Genomic DNA, 17,729 nt, shown 5'->3' with positions numbered 1-17,729 from the left:
CTGCATGTCCCCTCTGGTGGTTGAAAGGGAAACATGCCCAGTTTTCTCATCACTTGCACGTCCGTTCGACGTGCCCAGGCGCACCCGTCACAGCAGCCGTGACGTGAGGAACGCGAGCAACTCCTCCTTGCGCGGGTTGAGATAGAAGTGGTTCCCCTGGAAGGCGCGGACGTCCAGGCCCTCCGTCGTGATGTCCGACCACGAGGAGAGACTCTCGACAGGGCACACGGGGTCGCGGTCGCCTCCGCAGGCCGTGACGGGAATGCCCAGCCGGTGCAGGTGAGCCGGGCGGTACGCCGCCAGGAGCCCGAAGTCCGCGCGCAGCGCCGGCATGATCACGGGCCGCAGCTCGGGGTGGTCGTAGACGGCCGCGCCCTCGGGGTCCAGCAGGCGGACGTGGTCCAGGATCTCGGTGTCGGTCGGGGCCGGGGCGGGTGCCAGCTCCTGCGGGAGGCGGGGCCTGGGCCGGCCCGACACGATCAGGTGGGTGAGGGTGCGGCCGGGGGCGTCCTGCAGGCGACGAGCCACCTCGTACGCCACCGACGAACCCATGCTGTGCCCGAAGAGCGCCAACGGCAGGTCGTCCGCCGTCTCGTGCAGCAGGGCCGTCGTGATCGCGTCCGCCAGCTCCTCCATCGTGGTCGGGTACGGATCGCGCAGGCGGTCCTGGCGGCCCGGGTACTGCGCGGACATGACCTCGATCTCCGGTGGCGTCAGCGTCGCCCAGTCACGGAAGGAGACCGCCGCTCCGCCCGCGTGCGGGAAGCACACCAGCCGGATCTTCGCCCCGGGCGCGCGCACGCCCCGGAACCATCGGGTTCGTATGTCCTGGGTCGTCATGTCCCTCATTGTGATCGGTCCGTGGAGCCCTCCGTGGAACGGTCCGGTGGTTCACCGATGGACTGGCCTCACCAACTGCCCGTTCCCTAGGATGTGTTGTCGGTGAGGTGATCTCCTCGGCCGGCCTGCCCCTGGGGGAACGATGGAGCCTGGAAAGCAGCTGTCCACGTCGATCGATGCCACGGTTCCGACCGCCGCGCGCATGTACGACTACTACCTCGGCGGCAAGGACAACTACGCCTCCGATCGAGCCGCCTGCGAGCAGTTGGACAAGGTCGTCCCCAGCACCCGCGCCCTCGCGCTGAACAACCGGCGCTTCCTGCAGCGGGTGGTCGGGACGCTGGCCCAGGACTACGGCATCCGGCAGTTCCTGGACCACGGCTCCGGCCTGCCCACCCAGAACAACGTCCACCAGGTCGCGCAGTCCGTCGACCCGTCCTCGCGCGTGGTCTACGTCGACAACGACCCGATGGTCCTGGTCCACGGCCGTGCCCTGCTCGACCAGAACGACAACACCGCCGTCATCCACGCCGACATGCGCGAGACCGACGCCATCTTCTCCCACGCGGACACCGAGCGCCTGATCGACCTCTCGCAGCCGGTAGCCGTGCTGTTCAACTCGGTGTTCCACTGCATCCCCGACAGCGACACCGACGGCCCGCTCGCGGTGGCCCGCCGGGTGCGCGAGCGCCTCGCGCCCGGCAGCTTCATGGTGATGTGCCAGCTGGTCAGCGAGGACCCCGAGGTCCGCAAGTTCGTCACCGACTTCATGGACCAGGCGACGCAGGGACACTGGGGCCGGGTGCGCGAGGAGAAGGACGTCGCGGAGTACTTCGAGGGTCTGGAGATCCTCGAACCCGGTCTGGTCGAGGTCTCCACCTGGCGCCCCGACACCGAGGTGGCGCCGCGCCAGCTCACCCAGGAGTGGATCGAGTTCGGCGGCGTGGGCCGGCTCCCGTAGGAGTTCAGGTCGTCGGGGAGTACCGGGCCTTCGTCTCGCACAGCCGCTCCAGCGACTCGCGTGGGTTGAGGGCCTCGTCGCCCAGTCGGTCCAGGGCGATCCGGTACTCCTCCGTCTCGTCCTGGTCCTCCAGGAAGGCGGCGCTCTTGATGTGCTCCAGATAGACGATGTCGGGCAGATCGACGCCGCCGAAGCGCAGATAGGTGACGGGGATGGCGGGCGCGGACGCGTTGGTCACGTCCAGCGGAACGATCTGCACGGTCACATGGGGGAGCCGGGCCATCTCCTCCAGGTACTCCAGCTGCTCGCGCATCACCTCACGGCTGCCCAGCACCCGCAGCAGCACCGACTCGTCGACGATCGCCCACAGCCGGGGCCCGTCCGCGCGTTGCAGCAGCTCCCGTCGGCGCATCCGCAGCTCCACCCGCCGCTGCACCTCACGGGCCGGTGCCGAGGGCAGCCCGCGCTCCACCACGGCCCGGGTGTAGGCCTCGGTCTGCAACAGGCCCGGAACGTACTGCAGTTCAAAGGTACGGATGGCCGTCGCGGCCTCCTGCAGCCCGACCAGCCGGTCGAACCACTCCGGCATCAGCCGCTTGTCGTAGCGCTGCCACCAGCCCGGCTCACCGGCGCGTTGCAGCAACTGCAGCAGCACCGAGGCCTCGTATTCCTCGGCCTGGTACAGCTCCAGCAGTGCGCGGATGTCGCCCTCCGTGGGCGGCCGGCGGCCCTTGCCCGCCTCGATGCGCGACAGCTTCGCGGGGCTGAACCCGGCGGCGCGGGCGGCCTGGTCCTGGGAGAGACCGAAGTCCTCGCGAATACCCGCGAGCTGCACGCCGACCAGCATCTTCAGCAGGGTCGGCGCGGGCTCGGTGCGGGTCAGATACGGTTCGAGGCGGGAGATACGAGGTGACTCGACGGACATCCTGACTCCCCGTAGACCGGCATACGACAGACCGCATTATCGCATCCCGCCGCCTCGTGGCGCCGGAACCGCGGGAAATGAGGGAGTCAACTTCCGTTTCCCGGCGGCTCTTTGCCCCCGTGCGGGGGTCGTGGAGGTCAGGGTCGGACCAGGTGGTCGAACTCTCCCTCCTTCGCGCCGGCCAGGAAGGCGGCGATCTCGGCGGGCGTGTAGACGAGGGCCGGTCCGTCGGGATGGCGGGAGTTGCGCATCGCGACGCTGCCGTCGCCCAGGGAGGCCACCTCGACGCAGTTGCCCTCGGCATTGCTGTGCCGGCTCTTGATCCAGCGGACGCTCAACGAGCTTGCCCGTACGCCGTTCGGTGCTGTTGGCACTGCACTCTCCTTGCTCACGTTCCGCCACGCGTACGCCCCGCAGCCCCGGCGGGCCCGGACCGCACCACGTGCTCTGCGTCGGCACCGCGCGCGCAATTTCCCGTGAAATTGCACGGAGGCGCCGTCGGCGTGGATAATAGTCCGTGGCGTCAACTGCTGCTCAGCCACCTCGTCCTGACCGTGTATCAGGGAGACGTTGTGTCCTTACCTGCGTACGAAGGGCTTCGACTGCCCGGTAGCGCCGCGTCACGCGAGGGGCTGACCGTCTCGCCGGAAGCGCGCCCCGGCACCCCGGGCCGGCAGCATCTCGCCAAGTCCGATGCCCCGCACACCCCGCCCCGCTCGGTCGCTCTGCGCCTCACCGGTGGCGAACAGGACTGCGGCCGGGCCCGCGACTTCGTCCGTCGCACCCTCGGCGCATGGGCGCTGGACCACTGCGGCGACGACGCCCTCATGGTGGTCACCGAACTCGCCGCCAACGCCGTACTGCACGGCGTATCGCACTCCGCGGCGCGCTCCTCGGCCCGTACCGCGACGCACTGCGCGAACCGCGCGGACCGTTCCCCGGCCTACGGCGAGGCCGAGATCTGGCTGCGGCTCAGCCTCCGCCGCCCGGCCCACCTCGTCTGCGCGGTCACCGACCCCTGCGACAGGCTGCCCGTGTACCCGCACGCGAGCGACCCCCTCGACGAGCACGGCCGGGGGCTGCGGATCATCGACGCCCTGTCCGAGCACTGGGGTTGGACCCGGCGGCAGCCCATGGGCAAGACGGTCTGGGCGATGCTTCCGACCGGCCGGTCGGTCTGAGTCGCGCATCGTCCCTGCTCCAGCGCGGGCACGGGACATTTTCACGATGAGCACAGAGGGGCTACGCGTTCTCCTTAGTTAAGGTCTTCCGGCCGTGTTGTATTTGTTGCGCGGGTCTGCGACTGCTGCCCGACTCGACAGAGCCTGACGGCAAATGACCCGCGAAAGGATCGGCATTGTGACGCGCAGTCCCGCCGAAAACGATCACCTGCCGATCTATGAGGACCTGGTCCGCGAACGCGGAGACGTCGTGGCGGCGGCACAGATAGCGGCCGCACACACCCAGAACCAGGCGACGGAACTGCTGGGCCCCGAGGAACTGCTGGGCGCCGCGGAGCCGAACCGCTGGGACGGACCGACGGGGCACCAGCACCAGGCCCAGCATCAGCACCAGGCCCAGCACCAGCGCCAGATTCCCTCCGCCTTCGGATAGGCGGCCGCCCGCCGCGTTCGATCAGGCGGCGCTCCCCGCGCGGCCGGCCAGGTCCAGCGCGATGTCGGTGATCATGTCCTCCTGGCCGCCGACCATGCCCCGCCGGCCGACCTCGACCAGGATGCTGCGGGTGTCGAGGCCGTAACGGGCGGCGGCCGTCTCCGCGTGGCGCAGGAAGCTGGAGTACACGCCCGCGTAGCCGAGGCTGAGGGTCTCGCGGTCCACCCGTACCTCGCGGTCCTGCAGCGGTCGTACGAGATCGTCGGCGGCGTCCATCAGCGGGAACAGGTCGCAGGCGTGCTCCCAGCCCATGAGGTCGGCGACCGCGACGAAGGCCTCCAGGGGACAGTTGCCCGCGCCGGCGCCCTGGCCGGCGAGGGAGGCATCGACCCGTACCGCGCCGCTCTCGACGGCGACGACCGTGTTGGCGACGCCCAGGGCGAGGTTGTGGTGGGCGTGGATGCCGAGCTCGGTCGCCGGGTCGAGGACGTCGCGGTATGCGCGGAAGCGGTCGCGGACGCCGTCCATGGTGAGACGGCCGCCGGAGTCGGTGACGTAGACGCAGTGGGCGCCGTAGGACTCCATCAGCTTGGCCTGGCGGGCGAGTTCGGCCGGTTCGGCCATGTGGGACATCATCAGGAACCCGGCGACGTCCATGCCCAGGTCGCGGGCTGCGGCGATGTGCTGGGCGGAGATGTCGGCCTCGGTGCAGTGGGTGGCGACCCGGACGCTGCGGATGCCGAGGGCGTGCGCCCGCCTGAGGTCGTGCAGGGTGCCGATGCCGGGCAGCAGCAGGGTGGTGGGGACGGCGTGCGTGGCGGCGTCCACCACGGCCTCGATCCACTCCCAGTCGGTGTGGGCGCCGACGCCGTAGTTGATGCTGGAGCCCGCCAGGCCGTCGCCGTGCGCGATCTCGATGGCGGCCACGCCCGCCGTGTCCAGGGCGGCGGCGATCGCGCGGGCCTGGTCGACGGTGTAGCGGTGCCGGATGGCGTGCATGCCGTCCCTCAGGGTGACGTCCTGGACGTAGAGCCTGGTCACTTGGCTGCCTCCAAGCCACGGTGGGCGGCCATGCGTTCCGCGGTGCGCAGCGCGGCCGAGGTCATGATGTCGAGGTTTCCGGCGTAGGCCGGGAGGTAGTGGGCGGCGCCCTCGACCTCCAGGAAGACGGACACCTTCAGGGGGTCGGACGCGTCCGGGGCGAGGCTGCGCAGGGGGTCGTCCGCCGTCACCCGGTCGAACTGGACCTTCTGCTTGAGCCGGTAGCCGGGCACGTACGCCTGGACGCGGCCCACCATCTCCTCGACCGACGCGGTGACGGCCGTCTCGTCGCAGTCGGAGACCAGGCAGTGCACGGTGTCCCGCATGATCAGCGGGGGTTCGGCCGGGTTGAGGACGATGATCGCCTTGCCGCGGGCGGCGCCGCCGACCTTCTCGATGGCCGAGGAGGTGGTCTCGGTGAACTCGTCGATGTTCGCCCGGGTGCCGGGCCCGGCGGAGCGGGAGGCGATGGACGCGACGATCTCGCCGTAGTGGACGGGGGTGACGGCGCCCACCGCGGCGACGATCGGGATCGTGGCCTGGCCGCCGCAGGTGACCATGTTGACGTTCGGGGCGTCGAGATGGGCGTCGCCGTTGACCGGCGGGACGACGTACGGGCCGACGGCGGCCGGGGTGAGGTCGACGAGGGTACGGCCCAGCGGGCGCAGCACCTCCTCGTGGTGGCGGTGGGCGCCGGCCGAGGTGGCGTCGAAGACGAACTCGACGTCGGCGAACTCGTCCAGCTTCACCAGCCCCTCGACGCCCTCGTGGGTCGTGGCCACCTTCAGGCGCCGGGCGCGGGCCAGGCCGTCGGAGTCCGGGTCGATGCCGGCCAGGGCGGCGATCTCCAGGCTCTCCGACAGACGCAGGACCTTGATCATGAGGTCGGTGCCGATGTTGCCGGAACCGATGATGGCGACCTTGGTGCTCATCGCTGCTCTCCTTCCGGTTCCGGGGCGAACGTGACACGTACGGAGCCGAGCTCGGAGATGTGCGCCTCGAACACGTCGCCCGGGGTGGCGGGTGTCATCGGGCCCAGGGCGCCGGTCAGCACCAGGTCGCCGGCGCGCAGCGGGTCGCCGCGCTCGGCGAGGGCCGAGGCCAGCCAGACCGCCGCGTTGAGGGGGCTGCCGAGGCAGGCGGCGCCGGTGCCCTCGGAGGCGATCGCGCCCTTGCGTGTCATGGCCATCGTGGCCGCGCGCAGGTCGACCCGGGTGAGCGGTACGGGGGTGCCGCCCAGGACGTACAGACCGCAGGAGGCGTTGTCGGCGACGGTGTCGACGAGGGAGATGTCCCAGCCGGCGATGCGGCTGTCGACGATCTCCAGGGCGGGCAGCGCGAAGTCGACGGCACGGAGCACGTCGACGACCGTGCACTCCCGGTCCGGCAGATCGCGGCCCAGCACGAGCGCGACCTCGGCCTCCACCTTGGGCTGGAGCAGCCGCCCGACGGGCACCTCGCCGCCGTCCGGCACCGCCATGTCGGCGAACAGGGCGCCGAAGTCGGGCTGGTCCACGCCGAGTTGGCGCTGGACGGCCGGTGAGGTCAGACCGATCTTGCGGCCGACGATCCGGCGCCCGGCGTCCAGTGCGCGCCGGACGTTCAGCTGCTGCACGGCGTATGCGGTCTCCAGGTCGCCGCCGCCGTCGAACAGGTCGCGCACGGGCGGGCAGGCGACGCCGGTGCGGGTCGCCTCCGCCAGTACGTCGGCGGCCTTGACCACGGCCGGTGGGGCGCCGTCCGGACGGTCGGCGCTGTCGAGCACGGTCGACACGGGTGCCTCCAGGGGAGTAGGGGCGTAGCGGGGGAGCGGGGGCTTGCGATGTGCCGCCCTGTGACGTCCGGTATAGACGCCGAGCCCGCGATGGGCCAAAGTCTGTTCCGTGGTACGGAACAATGTGGGCGGCAGCATGCTGGACAAGGCCGCGACGATCCTGGAGTCCTTCAGTCCGAGCGGTGGATCGTTCCGCCTCTCGGAACTTTCGGAGCGCACCGGCCTGCCCAAGCCGACGGTCCACCGGCTGGCGGCGGACCTGGTGCGGCTGGGCTGGCTGGAGCGCTCAGGCCCCCATTACCGGCTCGGCGCGAAGCTCTTCGAGCTCGGCTCGCTCGTCCCGCACCGGCTCGATCTGCGCGAGACGGCCCTGCCGTTTCTGCAGGACCTGTTCGAGGCCACCCGCGAGACCGTCCACCTCGGCGTGCGTGAGGGCATGGAGGTGGTCTACCTCGAACGCATCCACGGCCACGAGGCCCTGCAACTGCCCTCCCGCATCGGCGGCAGCCTGCCGCTGAGCTGCACCGGTGTGGGCAAGGCACTGCTCGCCTTCTCCGGCCCCGAGCTGACCGAGGAACTGCTGTCCCGCCCGCTGCCGAGCCTCACACCCCGCTCCATCACCGATCCGGCGCGGCTGCGCATGGCCCTGGAGAAGATCCAGGTCTCCGGCCTCGCCTACGAGGAACAGGAGGCCGCGCCGGGCGTGGCCTGCATCGCGGCCCCCGTGTTCGCGGGCGGCACCACGGTCGCCGCCCTCTCGGTGGCCGTCCCCCGCGCACGCTTCAGCCCGGCCCAGCTCGCGCCTGCGGTACGGACGGCGGCGCTGGGGTTGTCGCGAGTGCTGCGGGCGGGGGCCTGAGTCGGGTGGTCGGGCGGGGGTGAGGTGGGTGCCGGGGTGTGGGTCCCGGGACGGCCGGGCAGTGCGAGGCGGGTCTCTGTGTGCGGGTACCTCGGGCGGACGGGCGGTCCGTGTGAGGCGTGGGCCTGCGCGCGGGTGGCCGGGGGCGGCTGCCGCCCGGTCTGCCCTGGGCGGGCGGCGTCTTCGGGGCCGGGAGGAAGGCGCCGGTCGCTGCGGTGAAGGCGACGCGCAGGCCGTGACAAGGGAGACGGACAGGGCGTCCAGGAAGGCGGGTTGACGCCTTCGGCGAGGGCCTTGCCCTGTTCGGCGTCCGCCTCTCATCCGGTCCCGGGCTGGACGAGCTTGAAGAAGAGGCGGGCGCCGGCCCGCCGGGCGGACTGCCGCAGGCTGGGCCGAGGTTCCGGTACGGGGATCGCGCCCAGGCGGGGAAAGAGCGCGTCGGCGTTGGTGCGGTTGATGGCCTGGAGTGTGCCGGGGTCGACGCCGCTGTCGAGTCCGTTGGCGAAGTACTGCCCCGCGATCGTGGGCGCGAAGGGCCAGTCGCTGCCGAACAGGATGTGCCCGGGGCGGGCGAAGGCCAGCAGGGTGGGCAGGGCGGCCGGGCTGGAGGACAGGGCCGTGTCGAAGTAGAAGGAGCGGAAGTCGTCGAGGACGTCCAGGGGGCTGCGTCCGGTGTCGCCGGCGATGGTGACGGCCATGCGGTGTGAGGAGTACGGGACGAAGCCGCCCGCGTGACCGAGGATGAACCGGATGTCCCGGTACCTGCGCACGATGCCGTTGCGGACGAGCAGGTAGGCGGCGCGGGTGGTGTCGAGGAGGAAGTCGGCCGCGAACGGCGGGATGTTTTCGACGGGCGGCGCCGGGAGGTCGGCCGGGTGGACGAGGACGACGGCTCCGTGCTCGTTCAGGGTCCGCCACAGGGCGTCCTGGCCGTCCGCGCCCAGGTAGACGCCCTGGTTGTTGGCCAGCAACGTGACCCCGTCGGCGCCCATTTCGACCAGCGCGCGCTGGGCCTCGGCGGCCGAGGCGGCGATGTCGGGGAGGGGCAGGGTGGCGAAGTACCCGAAGCGCCCCGGGTGTTCGGCGGCGAGGTCGGCGGAGAAGTCGTTGAGCCTGCGGGCCAGTTCGGCGGCCTCGCCCGGGTCCGTGAGGAACCCGGTGCCCGGGGTGGACATGGAGAGGATCGCCGTGGTGGTGCCCAGCAGATCCATCACCTCCAGGGCCGACTCGGGGCTCCAGTCCGGCAGCTGACGCCCGCCGGCCTCGGCGATGCCCGCCTTGGCGAGCAGGTCCCGGTAGAAGGAGGGGATCAGGTGCTGGTGGACGTCGATACGGCTCGGGGTGGCGGGCATTGTGGGCGACTCCTGGGTGGGTCGGGGGTGAGCGGGTCGGGGCCCCTCGGGATCCTCGGCGAGGTCCGGTCCTGATCCTCCGGGGGCCCGGCGGGCAGTCCTCTGCGAGGTTCAGACGAAGGTCACCGATACCCGGCCGAGGCCGCCGAAGCGTGCCTCGACCTTCTGGCCTGCGCTGACGAAGGGGGCGGTGGTCATGGCGCCGGGCAGGACCAGGTGTCCGGGTTCCAGCGCGGTCCCGAAGGCGGCGAGGGCGTTGGCGAGCCAGGCCACGGCGGCGGCCGGATGTCCCAGCACCTCCCGCCCGCTGCCCGAGGCGACACGCTCGCCGTCCATGACCAGGTCGACGTCGACGGCCGCGAGGTCGGGCGCCACGGGCAGGGGTGTCCAGGTGCCGCAGACCAGCCCCGCCGAGCTGGCGTTGTCGGCGACCGTGTCGACCAGCGTGATCCTCCAGTCCCGGATCCGGCTGTCGACGATCTCCAGCGCCGGGGCGACCGCTTCGGTGGCCGCGAGGACGTCCTCGGTGGTGACACCCGGGCCGCGCAACGGCCGGGCGAGGCGGAAGCAGATCTCCGGTTCGATGCGCGGCCGGCAGTAGCGCGCCGTGAAGAGCGGCGCACCGTCGCGATGGAGCATGTCGTCCAGCAGATGGCCGAAGTCGGGCTCGTCGACGCCGAGTTGGTGTCGCATCGCGACCGAGGTAAGCCCCACCTTGTGGCCGACGACGGTCGCACCGTCCGTGAGGCGCCGGGCGACGTTCTCCCGCTGGATCGCGTACGCGTCGGTCACGTCCAGGTGGGGCAGCAGGGCCGACAGCGGGTCGACCGGCGCCGCCCGGTGCTCGGCCTCGCGCAGCAGCCGGGCGGCCTCCGCGCGCTCGGCGGCGGTCAGGGTCATTCCTCGCTCCTTGCCGCCATGCGGGTGCCCGCGTCGTAGACCAGTCGTGCGTGCAGTTCGAACATCGCCTTCAGGTCGACGGCGTCCCCGTGGATCTCCCGGTGCACGAAGAGGCCGTCGGCGCCCGCGACCGCGTAGGTGGTGAGGATGCGTACGGACGCCTCGTCCAGGTCGGGGAACAGGGTCCCGATCATCTCGGTGATCTTCTGGGCGGCGACATCCCGGACCTGGAGGAACACCGTGCGCCCCCGGGGCTCGGTGGGCCGTCGCTCCAGCGCGAGCATCAGGCCGAGGCGCAGGAAGTCCGGTGCGTCGACCAGGGACTTCGCGACGTTCGCCGCCATGGCGGTGGCCCGCTCCAAGGGCGTGCCGGTCTCCTCGCCCGGCAGCTCGACGGCCGTCAGCCAGGTCTCGAAGCTGCGCTCGATGACCGCGGCTATCAGGTCGTCCTTGTCCTTGAAGTGCCAGTAGATCGAGCTGGCGGGCAGCCCGCACTTGGCGCTGACGGCCGCGATGGACGTCCCCTCGTAGCCGCGTTCGCCCGCGATCTCCACGGTGGCGTCGAGGATGCGCTGCCGCGACTCCACCCCGTTCGCGCGCTTCCTGCGTGTCGCCTGCGGCCTGGTCATGGGTCCGCCCTCCTGTCGTGCCGGCACTTGACCGTCTCCGGGACCAAGCTTACCGTAGCGGCCATTCCAATTGGAGTAAACGCTACAGCAACACTCCGGCCGCGACGCGAGCCGACTGCGGTACCAGCCGACCGCAGCAAGCGCCGATGGCAAGCGGGGTGACGACGGGACGACAGCGAGGTGGCCTGGTGAGTGAAGTCGATGCCGAGGACAAAGAGGGCGAAGCCGAGGGCGGCGCCTATGACGTGGCGGTGATCGGCTACGGGCCGACCGGGGTGACCGCCGCGAATCTGCTCGGCGGGCTGGGCCTGAGGGTCGTGGTGATCGAGCGCGACGCCGAGGTCTACTCCCGGGCCCGCGCGATCTCCACGGACGAGGAGGTCGTACGGATCTGGCAGCGCGTGGGGCTCGCCGACCGGCTGAAGCGGGACATGCTGGCCGAGCGCCCGCTCGACTTCGTCGACGCGCACGGCCGGACCTTCCTCAGCGCCCGTCCGACGCCGCGCGGCCACGGCCATCCGCCGCAGATGTTCATCTACCAGCCCGCCCTGGAGCAGGTCCTGCGCGACGGCGTCGACCGCTACCCGAACGTGCGGGTGCTGCTGCGGCACGAGTGCCTGCGGCTGCGCCAGGATGCCGACGGCGTCGAGCTGACCGTGCTCGGTGCCGACGACTCCGTGCACCGGCTCCGGGCGTCCTACGTCATCGCCGCCGACGGCGGTTCCAGCCTCACCCGCGCGCAGTTGAACGTGGGGTACGAGGGGAGGACGTACGAGGACCGCTGGGTGGTCGTCGACACCGAGATGCTGAAGCCCTGGCCCGACCACGACCGGCTGCGCTTCCGCTGTGACCCGGACCGGCCGGCCGTGGACTGCCCGACCCCGCTCGGGCACCACCGCTGGGAGTTCCCGATCCTGCCGGGCGACGACGAGACGTATCTGACCACCGACGACGCCGTCCACTCGATGGTCGCCAAGTACGGGATCGGCCGGGACCAGATCAGGATCCTGCGCGCCACGGTCTACAGCCACCACGTCCGCTTCGCCGCCCGCTTCCGGGTCGGCCGGGTCTTCCTGGCCGGCGACGCCGCCCACGCGATGCCGCCGTGGATCGGCCAGGGCATGGCCGCCGGCGTGCGCGACGTGGCCAACCTGAGCTGGAAACTGGCCGCGGTGCTGCGCGGCGAACTGCCCGAGACGCTGCTGGACAGCTACGAGGCCGAGCGCAAGCCGCACGTCAAGGAGGTCACCCGGCGGGCGGTGTTCGTCGGGCGGATCATCACCGAGCGGCGGCGCGCCGTCACCCGGGTCCGCGACGGCGTGCTGCCGGTGCTGAACCGGGTGGCGGGCTTCAGTGCCTGGCTGCAGGACTCCAACTGGATACCGGTCGCCCACTACGCCGACGGCTTCCGGGCCCGCCCCCGCACCAAGGCCTCCGGGCACCAGATCCCGCAGCCCTGGGTGACCGGCCCCGACGGGGAGCGGGTGCGGCTGGACGACCTCCTCGCCGGCCGCTGGCTGCTCCTGCGCGGCGGACTGCCCGTGCCCCAGCCCGCCTGGGACCGCCTCGGCGTCCCCTCGCTCGCCGTCACGCCCGCCGGATCCCGCCCCGCCGAGGGCACGGTCGTCGACAGCGACGGCGTCCTGCTGCCCTGGCTGGCCCGGCACAAGGCGGCCACCGTCGCCCTGCGCCCCGACGCCTACGTCTACGCCGCCGCCCCCGCGGGCGGAGCCCAACTCCCGCCGCCCCCGCCCGGATTCGCTCCGGCACCGCGCCCGACCGCCACGACCGCACCGTAAGGGACACCATGACCACGCACACCGAACCGCCGTCGATGCGGGAGCGCCTGCTCGACATCGCCGGCAAGGAGATCTTCGTCGCCGAGACCGGAGACGGCCCGCCCGTCCTGCTCCTGCACGGCGGCGGCCCCGGCGCATCCGGCGTCTCCAACTACGCCCGCAACATAGGGGAGTTGGCCAAGGAGTACCGGGTCATCGTCCCCGACCTGCCCGGGTACGGCCGCAGCACCAAGGGCGTCGACGGCACCGACCCCTTCGGATACCTGGCCGACGGCATCCGCGGCCTCATGGACCGACTCGACCTGGACAAGGCCCACCTGGTCGGCAACTCCTACGGCGGCGCCTGCGCCCTGCGCCTGGCCCTGGACACCCCCGACCGGGCCGACCGCATGGTCCTCATGGGCCCCGGCGGCATCGGCACCACCCGCGCCCTGCCCACGCCGGGCCTCACCAGCCTGCTCAACTACTACGGCGGGGACGGGCCCTCACGCCTGAAGCTGGAGAAGTTCATCCGGAACCACCTCGTCTTCAACGCCGCCGAGGTGCCCGACTCGGTGATCGACGCGCGCTACGAGGCGAGCATCGACCCCGAGGTGGTCGCGGCCCCGCCGCTGCGCCGCCCGTCCGGCCCGAACGCCCTGCGCACCCTGTGGAAGATGGACTTCACCCGCGACAAGCGGCTGTCCCGGCTGCCGGTTCCCACGCTGGTGCTGTGGGGCGCGGCGGACCGGGTCAACCGGCCCTCCGGCGGCCGGATGCTGGCCGAGCGCATGCCCAACTGCGATCTGTACGAGGTCGCCAACACCGGCCACTGGGTGCAGTGGGAGCGCGCCGAGCTCTTCAACAGCCTGTGCGCCGACTTCCTGGCGGGCCGCCGATGACCGTCCAGGCCACGGCCTCCGTCTTCGGCGCGGTCCACCTCGGCTACCTCGTCATCGAGTCCAACCGCCTCGCCGACTGGCGCCGGTTCGGCACCGACGCCATCGGCATGCACCACGACGCCGTCTCCCGCGACTTGATGCGCTTCCGGCTCGACGACCACGCCTGCCGCTTCCTGATCCGGCGCGGACCCGCCGAGGACGTCGTGGCGACCGGCTGGCACATCGACGACCACGCCTCCTTCGAGCGGATCGAGGCCCGCGTACGCGCCCACGGCGTCCCCGTCGAGCGGGGCTCCGACGAGGAGGCGGCCCTGCGCGGCGTCGAACGCCTCCTGCGCTTCCCCGGCCCCAAGGGCATCACACAGGAGATCTACACGACGCCGGTCACCTCGTCCGAGCCCCTGCGGATGCTGGCCTCCGGGTGGGTCACCGGCGACTCGGGCATGGGCCACGTGGCCATCACCTCGGCCAGGCCGACCCTCCTGCGCGGCTACTACGACACGGTCTTCGACGCCCGTCTCACCGACTACATCGACGAGACGATCAGCGGCATCAAGCTCAAGATCCGCTTCCTGCGGGTCAACGAACGCCACCACTCCATCGCGATCGCCGCCGTACGCGGACTGCCCATCGACCCGATCCGCACCCGCGTCCAGCACCTCAACATCCAGGCGGCCACCCTCGACGACGTGGCCCGGAGCTACCAGCGCGTCCACGAACTCGGCTTCGAGATGGCCCTGTCCGTCGGCCGGCACACCAACGACAAGGAGCTGTCCTACTACGCCCGCACCCCCTCGGGCTTCGAGTGGGAGGTCGGCTGGAACCCCCTTGTCATCGACGAGACCACCTGGGAACCCAGCACCCACCAGGGCATCAGCGTCTGGGGCCACCAGCCCGTAGGCCAGACCATCATCGACAAACTCGACCAGTTCCGGCTCGGCGCCCGCTCCCTCGCCCGCCCGGAGCGGACCGTCCCGGCACTGAGCGGCACCGGCATCCCGGACGACTGAGCCGGTTCGCATCCCGCTGGGCGGCGGCCTCCGGCGGCGTCCAGCGGTCTCCGGATCGCGTCCTGACCCGCATGCCAGAATGGAGAGACGGACCGTCCAGGCCCGTCCCGCCCGCCGTACGCCCTCCCGATCCATCGAGGTTCCTCCCGTGTCCAAGCCCGTCGCCCGTGAGCCGCAGCGGCGCAACTCCCGTTCCAACCGGGCGCGCATCCTGGCCACGGCCCGCCGGGAGTTGGGGCGGAACCCGGAGATCACCCTGGAGGAGCTGGCCCGCGCCGCCGGTGTCGTACGGCGCACCCTCTTCGGTCACTTCCCCGGCCGGGCCGCGCTGCTGGAGGCGCTGGCCGAGGAGGCCGGCGAGAGCCTCAAGGGCGCGGTCGCGGAGGGAGCGAGGCCGTCGGAGCCGGCCGGTCACGCCCTCGCGCACTTCGTGCTGTCGATCTGGCCCGTGGGCGACAGCTTCCGGATGCTCATCGCCCTGGCCCATCACGACCTGGGCGCGGAACGGGTCACCGAGATCCTCGAACCGGCCCGCAGCGCGGCCACCGCCATCCTGGAGCGGGGCCAGCGGGACGGCCTCTTCCACACCCACCTCCCGCCCGCCGTCCTCAGCGCCGGCCTGGAGGCGATGACCATCGCCCTGCTGGAGCAGGTCAACGCCGGGGCGCTGGAGGACGACGGCACCCAGGTGGCCGTCGCCACGCTCATCGCGACCGGGGTGCCGGAGAAGGAGGCCTGCGCGGTGGTCGAGGCGGTCGTCGCGGAAAGAGGCGCCACGGCTGTGTGAGTGAGCAGCCTCTCACCGGATCGTCCTCGACCCGGAAACGTAATTGCTCGCCGCCGTGCAATTATCTTGGTCGTGCACCTGGCCTCTTGAGGCTGCGCGTTGTCGCGCCCTGCCTCGGCCCGGACTTCCGACCCTCTGTGGAGAAGCGAAGTGAACCTCGGCGGACCAGACGACCTGACCTTCTCCCCACCGGCGCAAGCCCAGCAGGGATACGGCTACCAGCAGGGATACGGCACTCAGCCGACGTACGACCCCCAGCCTGCCTATGACCCCCAGTCGGCGTACGACCCCCAGCCGCAGACGTACACCACGCAGCACGGCCCCCCGGTCGTCCTGGGCGGCCGCTACGAGCTGCGCATGCTCCTCGGCTCCGGCGGCATGGCCGACGTCCACCTCGCGCACGACGTCCGCCTGGACCGCGGCGTCGCCGTGAAGACCCTGCGGGCCGACCTCGCGCATGACCCGGCGGGCCAGGAGCGGTTCCGTCGCGAGGCGCAGTCCACGGCGTCGCTCAACCACCCGGCCATCGCCGCGGTCTACGACACGGGGGAGGACGTCGGGTACGGCGGAGCCCCGCTGCCGTATCTCGTGATGGAGTACGTCGACGGCGCGACCCTGCGTGAATCCCTGTACTCCGGGCCGCCGTTGACCGTTCGACGGGCCCTGGAGGTGACGGCCGGCGTCCTGGAGGCCCTCGCCCACTCCCACCGGCAGGGCATCGTGCACCGGGACATCAAGCCGGCCAACGTCATGCTGACCCGGGCCGGCCGGGTGAAGGTGATGGACTTCGGGATCGCCCGGGACGCGCGGGACGCCGGTATGACCCAGACGTCCATGGTGATCGGCACCGCCCAGTACCTCTCCCCGGAACAGGCGCTGGGGCACGAGGTCGACGCCCGGTCCGACCTGTACTCGGTGGGCTGCCTGCTCTACGAACTCCTCACCTTCCGCACGCCGTTCACCGGGGACTCGCCGATGGCGGTGATGTACCAGCACATCCAGGAGGAACCGCAGCGGCCGAGTCTGTACAACCCCGAGATCGGGCCCGAGGCGGACGCGGTGGTCCTGCGTGCCCTCGCGAAGGATCCCGGCCACCGCTACGGGTCCGCCGAGGAGATGCTGGCCGATGTGGAGGCGTGGCTGGGGGCGGGGGTTGCCGCGGCGCCGGGTCCCGCCCCGCGGCCAGAGGCTGACCAGGAGGCGGACGAAGGGACAAGGGGAGGGGGCCGCAGAGGAACCGTGGCGTTGGTCGTCACGGGCGTCGCCGTCGTCGTCCTGGCGCTCGTGGTGGGCTGGTTGATGTTCGGGCGGGGCTCGGCCGACGACGGCAAGGTGGACGTACCGAATCTGGTCGGGCAGACCCTCGACGACGCACGGGCGGCGGCGGACAACGTCGACCTCACCCTCACCGTCGCGAAGCGGGAACCCTGCGCCGACCAGCCCAAGGGGCACATCTGCGAGCAGAGCCCGCCGGAGGGCGAGCTCGACAAGGGCGAGGCCGTCTCCGTGACCGTCTCCACCGGTGCGCCGAAGGTGGAGGTGCCCGACGTCACGGACAAGGACGAGGACGACGCGGCGCGGATCCTGGAGGGCAAGGGGTTCAAGGTGACGGCCCGGCACGTGGAGTCCGCGGAGGACCCCGGCACCGTCCTCAAGCAGGATCCCGAGGGCGGCGAGAAGGCCGAGAAGGGCACCGAGATCACCCTCACCGTGGCGAAGGAGGCCGAGCGGGCCACGGTCCCGGACCTCACGGGCGCCACCTTGAGCGAGGCCCGGAAGCTGCTGGCCGAGCGGGATCTGAAGCTGGGCGACACGACCGAGGTCGACAGCGGTGCCGAGGCCGGGACCGTCGTCGGGCAGAGCGTCGCGCACGGGGAGGAGGTCGAGCCGGGCTCCGCGGTCGACGTTCAGGTGGCCAAGTCCGTGGAGACCGTGCAGATCCCCACCGGCATCGTCGGCAGGACCCTCGCCGAGGTCCAGGACGAACTGGCCGCGCTCGGACTCCGCACCGCCGTCGCCTCCGGCTCCTCCCGGGCGTCCGACGCGGTGGTGACGTCGGGCACCCCGGCGGCGGGGAGCGAGGTCGAGGCGGGGAGCATGGTGATCGTCGTCACCGAGGAATCGGGTGCCGGGACGTCGGACGGCGACGGCTCGGGCGACGGCTCGTCGGACGACGGGACGACGACCGGCGGTGACACGGCGACCGAGGAGCCCACGACGGCGCCGACCGGCGGGGCCTGAGAACGGCCCGAAGGGATGGGCGCAAGCCCGACGACACGGAGCCCCCGACCGCGGATTGGTCGGGGGCTCCGTCGTGCTGTGCGACCTCTCGTGCGATCTCTCGTGCGACCTCTCCC

Annotated in this window: 18 protein-coding genes; 9 read left to right on the top strand and 9 right to left on the bottom strand. The window is 71.7% G+C overall.

The genetic code is table 11. The features are described from left to right. Positions 1-87: 87 nt before the first annotated feature. Complete coding sequence (locus BLU79_RS16995) at positions 88-840, bottom strand: thioesterase II family protein (protein ID WP_093906624.1); 753 nt, start codon at positions 838-840, stop codon at positions 88-90. A 142-nt stretch (positions 841-982) separates the two neighbouring features. Between BLU79_RS16995 and BLU79_RS16990 the strand changes: the two genes are divergently transcribed. Beyond that, positions 983-1,801: an SAM-dependent methyltransferase gene (locus BLU79_RS16990; protein ID WP_093906623.1), complete on the top strand. Its 819-nt coding sequence runs from the start codon at positions 983-985 to the stop codon at positions 1,799-1,801. A gap of 4 nt (positions 1,802-1,805) precedes the next feature. On the opposite strand, the gene BLU79_RS16985 is transcribed toward BLU79_RS16990, so the two are convergent. Both BLU79_RS16985 and BLU79_RS16980 read right to left on the bottom strand, forming a co-directional pair. Further along, positions 1,806-2,726, bottom strand: coding sequence for a helix-turn-helix domain-containing protein (locus BLU79_RS16985; protein WP_093906622.1), 921 nt, complete (start codon positions 2,724-2,726; stop codon positions 1,806-1,808). A 137-nt stretch (positions 2,727-2,863) separates the two neighbouring features. Continuing rightward, the gene (locus BLU79_RS16980; protein ID WP_093906621.1) at positions 2,864-3,100 is read right to left on the bottom strand and encodes a DUF397 domain-containing protein; all 237 of its coding nucleotides are present in this window, start codon (positions 3,098-3,100) and stop codon (positions 2,864-2,866) included. A gap of 198 nt (positions 3,101-3,298) precedes the next feature. On the opposite strand from BLU79_RS16980, the gene BLU79_RS16975 reads away from it, so the two are divergent. Together BLU79_RS16975 and BLU79_RS16970 are read left to right on the top strand one after the other, a co-directional pair. After that, positions 3,299-3,907, top strand: coding sequence for an ATP-binding protein (locus tag BLU79_RS16975; protein WP_256333351.1), 609 nt, complete (start codon positions 3,299-3,301; stop codon positions 3,905-3,907). A gap of 178 nt (positions 3,908-4,085) precedes the next feature. Next, complete coding sequence (locus tag BLU79_RS16970; protein WP_093906620.1) at positions 4,086-4,340, top strand: hypothetical protein; 255 nt, start codon at positions 4,086-4,088, stop codon at positions 4,338-4,340. 21 nt (positions 4,341-4,361) lie between these two features. Here BLU79_RS16970 and dmpG read toward each other — a convergent pair whose 3' ends face one another. Genes dmpG through BLU79_RS16955 form a run of 3 tightly spaced genes read right to left on the bottom strand, consistent with a single transcriptional unit; the run spans position 4,362 to position 7,155 of the window. Beyond that, complete coding sequence (gene dmpG / locus BLU79_RS16965; RefSeq protein WP_093906619.1) at positions 4,362-5,381, bottom strand: 4-hydroxy-2-oxovalerate aldolase; 1,020 nt, start codon at positions 5,379-5,381, stop codon at positions 4,362-4,364. Then, on the bottom strand, positions 5,378-6,313 hold the full coding sequence (locus BLU79_RS16960) for an acetaldehyde dehydrogenase (acetylating) (RefSeq protein ID WP_093906618.1): 936 nt from the start codon (positions 6,311-6,313) through the stop codon (positions 5,378-5,380). The genes dmpG and BLU79_RS16960 overlap by 4 nt, the downstream gene beginning before the upstream one ends. Beyond that, complete coding sequence (locus BLU79_RS16955; protein ID WP_218137782.1) at positions 6,310-7,155, bottom strand: 2-keto-4-pentenoate hydratase; 846 nt, start codon at positions 7,153-7,155, stop codon at positions 6,310-6,312. Before BLU79_RS16955 ends, BLU79_RS16960 begins: the two co-directional genes overlap by 4 nt. 136 nt (positions 7,156-7,291) lie before the next feature. On the opposite strand from BLU79_RS16955, the gene BLU79_RS16950 reads away from it, so the two are divergent. Continuing rightward, positions 7,292-8,014: an IclR family transcriptional regulator gene (locus tag BLU79_RS16950; RefSeq protein ID WP_093906929.1), complete on the top strand. Its 723-nt coding sequence runs from the start codon at positions 7,292-7,294 to the stop codon at positions 8,012-8,014. Between the two features lie 317 nt (positions 8,015-8,331). Here the strand turns inward: BLU79_RS16950 and BLU79_RS16945 are convergent, their stop codons facing one another. The 3 genes from BLU79_RS16945 to BLU79_RS16935 form a co-directional block, all read right to left on the bottom strand. Then, positions 8,332-9,366: an amidohydrolase family protein gene (locus tag BLU79_RS16945; protein WP_093906617.1), complete on the bottom strand. Its 1,035-nt coding sequence runs from the start codon at positions 9,364-9,366 to the stop codon at positions 8,332-8,334. A 111-nt stretch (positions 9,367-9,477) separates the two neighbouring features. Beyond that, a complete protein-coding gene (locus tag BLU79_RS16940; RefSeq protein ID WP_093906616.1) occupies positions 9,478-10,266 on the bottom strand; it encodes a 2-keto-4-pentenoate hydratase in 789 nt (262 codons plus the stop codon). After that, complete coding sequence (locus tag BLU79_RS16935; RefSeq protein WP_093906615.1) at positions 10,263-10,895, bottom strand: TetR/AcrR family transcriptional regulator; 633 nt, start codon at positions 10,893-10,895, stop codon at positions 10,263-10,265. The genes BLU79_RS16940 and BLU79_RS16935 overlap by 4 nt, the downstream gene beginning before the upstream one ends. A 188-nt stretch (positions 10,896-11,083) precedes the next feature. On the opposite strand from BLU79_RS16935, the gene BLU79_RS16930 reads away from it, so the two are divergent. From BLU79_RS16930 to BLU79_RS16910, 5 genes are all read left to right on the top strand, one after another. Continuing rightward, a complete protein-coding gene (locus tag BLU79_RS16930; RefSeq protein WP_256333350.1) occupies positions 11,084-12,694 on the top strand; it encodes a bifunctional 3-(3-hydroxy-phenyl)propionate/3-hydroxycinnamic acid hydroxylase MhpA in 1,611 nt (536 codons plus the stop codon). An 8-nt stretch (positions 12,695-12,702) separates the two neighbouring features. After that, entirely contained in the window at positions 12,703-13,575 is an 873-nt protein-coding gene (locus BLU79_RS16925) for an alpha/beta fold hydrolase (RefSeq protein WP_093906613.1), read from the top strand. Then, entirely contained in the window at positions 13,572-14,585 is a 1,014-nt protein-coding gene (locus tag BLU79_RS16920; RefSeq protein ID WP_093906612.1) for a VOC family protein, read from the top strand. The genes BLU79_RS16925 and BLU79_RS16920 overlap by 4 nt, the downstream gene beginning before the upstream one ends. A 148-nt stretch (positions 14,586-14,733) precedes the next feature. Continuing rightward, positions 14,734-15,372 (top strand): TetR/AcrR family transcriptional regulator, encoded by a 639-nt coding sequence (locus tag BLU79_RS16915; protein ID WP_177001048.1) that lies wholly within the window; start codon positions 14,734-14,736, stop codon positions 15,370-15,372. Positions 15,373-15,729: 357 nt separating this feature from the next. Beyond that, positions 15,730-17,613: a Stk1 family PASTA domain-containing Ser/Thr kinase gene (locus BLU79_RS16910; protein ID WP_093906928.1), complete on the top strand. Its 1,884-nt coding sequence runs from the start codon at positions 15,730-15,732 to the stop codon at positions 17,611-17,613. Positions 17,614-17,729 lie beyond the last annotated feature (116 nt).

The sequence above is a fragment of the Streptomyces sp. cf386 genome (assembly GCF_900103585.1).
In the GTDB taxonomy this organism is placed as follows: Bacteria; Actinomycetota; Actinomycetes; order Streptomycetales; family Streptomycetaceae; genus Streptomyces.
This window is presented reverse-complemented; position numbering and strand designations above follow the sequence as displayed.